This window comes from Streptococcus oralis (genome assembly GCF_003943415.1).
Lineage (GTDB): Bacteria > Bacillota > Bacilli > Lactobacillales > Streptococcaceae > Streptococcus > Streptococcus oralis_BJ.
Genome location: NZ_RJPK01000015.1, coordinates 1 through 1678 on the forward strand (window position 1 = coordinate 1; position 1678 = coordinate 1678).

Below are 1678 nucleotides of genomic sequence, written 5' to 3' on the forward strand. Positions count from 1 at the left end.
ATGCTGAAGTTGATTGACTTGAGCTTACTGATGCTGAAGTGCTTTGGCTTGCTGATACTGACGCTGAAGCTGATTCACTTGCACTTACAGATGCTGAAGTTGATTGACTTGAGCTTACTGATGCGCTTGCTGATTGGCTTGCACTTACAGATGCTGAAGTTGATTCACTTGAGCTTACAGATGCTGAAGTGCTTTGGCTTGCTGATACTGACGCTGAAGCTGATTCACTTGCAGATACTGATGCTGAAGCTGATTCACTTGCAGATACAGACGCTGAAGCTGATTGGCTAGCTGATACAGACGCTGAAGCGCTTTGGCTTGCTGATACTGACGCTGAAGCTGATTCACTTGCACTTACAGATGCTGAAGTTGATTGACTTGAGCTTACTGATGCTGAAGTGCTTTGGCTTGCTGATACTGACGCTGAAGCTGATTCACTTGAGCTTACTGATGCGCTAGTTGATTGGCTTGCTGATACTGATGCTGAAGCTGATTCACTTGAGCTTACTGATGCGCTTGCTGATTGGCTTGCTGATACTGATGCTGAAGTTGATTCACTTGAGCTTACTGATGCGCTAGTTGATTCGCTTGCACTTACTGATGCTGAAGCTGATTCACTTGAGCTTACTGATGCGCTTGCTGATTGGCTTGCTGATACTGATGCTGAAGCTGAGGCACTTTGGCTTGCGCTTACTGATGTTGAAGCACTTTGACTTGCACTTACAGATGCGCTTGCTGATTGGCTAGCTGATACAGACGCTGAAGTTGATTCACTTGAGCTTACTGATGCGCTAGCTGATTGGCTTGCTGATACAGATGTTGAAGCTGATTCACTTGCAGATACTGATGCTGAAGCTGATTCACTTGAGCTTACTGATGCGCTAGCTGATTCACTTGCAGATACTGATGCGCTAGCTGATTCACTTGCAGATACTGATGCTGAAGCTGATTGGCTTGCAGATACTGATGCTGAAGTTGATTCACTTGAGCTTACTGATGCGCTAGTTGATTGGCTTGCAGATACTGATGCTGAAGCTGATTCACTTGCAGATACTGATGCTGAAGTTGATTCACTTGCAGATACAGACGCTGAAGCTGATTCGCTTGAGCTTACTGAAGCGCTTTGGCTTGCTGATACTGATGCTGAAGCTGATTCACTTGCAGATACTGATGCTGAAGTTGATTCACTTACAGATACAGACGCTGAAGCTGATTCGCTTGAGCTTACTGATGCGCTTGCTGATTGGCTAGCTGATACTGATGCTGAAGTTGATTGGCTAGCTGATACTGACGCTGAAGCTGATTCACTTGAGCTTACTGATGCGCTAGTTGATTGGCTTGCAGATACTGATGCTGAAGCTGATTCACTTGAGCTTACTGATGCGCTTGCTGATTGGCTTGCTGATACTGATGCTGAAGCTGAGGCACTTTGGCTTGCGCTTACTGATGTTGAAGCACTTTGACTTGCACTTACAGATGCGCTTGCTGATTGGCTAGCTGATACAGATGCTGATTGGCTCGCACTGATGCTTGCTGATACTGATGCTGATGCGCTTTGGCTTGCACTAATTGACGCAGACTGGCTCGCGCTTGCTGAGATAGAAGCTGAGTTCTGGTTGTTAGATGCTGAAGCTGAGGCACTTTGGCTTGCGCTTACTGATGTTGAAGCACTTTGACT

1 protein-coding gene is annotated in these 1678 nt (G+C 46.1%); it reads right to left on the reverse strand.

What is annotated here, in order from left to right; translation table 11 throughout:
* A partial coding sequence (locus D8801_RS09550) for a hypothetical protein (protein ID WP_185758525.1) occupies positions 1-1678 on the reverse strand: 1678 nt, incomplete at both ends.